Genomic DNA, 592 nt, shown 5'->3' on the forward strand with positions numbered 1-592 from the left:
TCTTTGTTTTTAAGATATTCTTGTCTTAATGTTTCATCTGCTTTATCAAGCTCATCAGGACTTTTGTCTTTGGTAAGTCCTAAGAAAGCGTGGGTGAAATCTAAGCCGTTTCCATTATAAAGACTAACTAATATTTCATATTCTAAAAACTCATCAATATAAATCGTTGTATAATATTTCATTTATAAAATCCTTTCTAATATGTTGCCAGTCCATAAAAAAAGAACAATGTGCAAGTATAACCCAAGGCGAATAGTAAAACACTAAACATAAACTTTCTTTTAAAAATGGATATTAAGAAAAATACTCCTATACCACAACAACCAACAATAAACAAGCTTAAACTAGAAAAATAAAATGCTAAAAATATAAATACCGCAGATAAAACCAAAGGAATGGCATTATAAATATATAATAAATTAAACATTATGCAAGAATATACAATAACAAATAACTCTATTGCATTTCTATCAAATATTAATAAAAATAAATTCTTATCATATTTACCATAACTAATGTAAATGTAGTGAAAAGTTAGAATAATATAAGTCACCAAAGCAAGAATCAAGCTACACACAAACCAAGCAATTTG

1 protein-coding gene and 1 pseudogene are annotated in these 592 nt (G+C 26.2%); both read right to left on the minus strand.

From position 1 onward, the window contains the following. Positions 1-182, minus strand: a pseudogene (locus ELQ12_RS09820) (hypothetical protein); the annotation flags it as partial. 14 nt (positions 183-196) lie between these two features. Next, a partial coding sequence (locus tag ELQ12_RS10535; RefSeq protein ID WP_079263640.1) for a hypothetical protein occupies positions 197-592 on the minus strand: 396 nt, incomplete at its 5' end.

Origin of the sequence: Campylobacter sp. US25a (assembly GCF_004379075.1) — a bacterium.
Classification (GTDB): domain Bacteria; phylum Campylobacterota; class Campylobacteria; order Campylobacterales; family Campylobacteraceae; genus Campylobacter_D; species Campylobacter_D jejuni.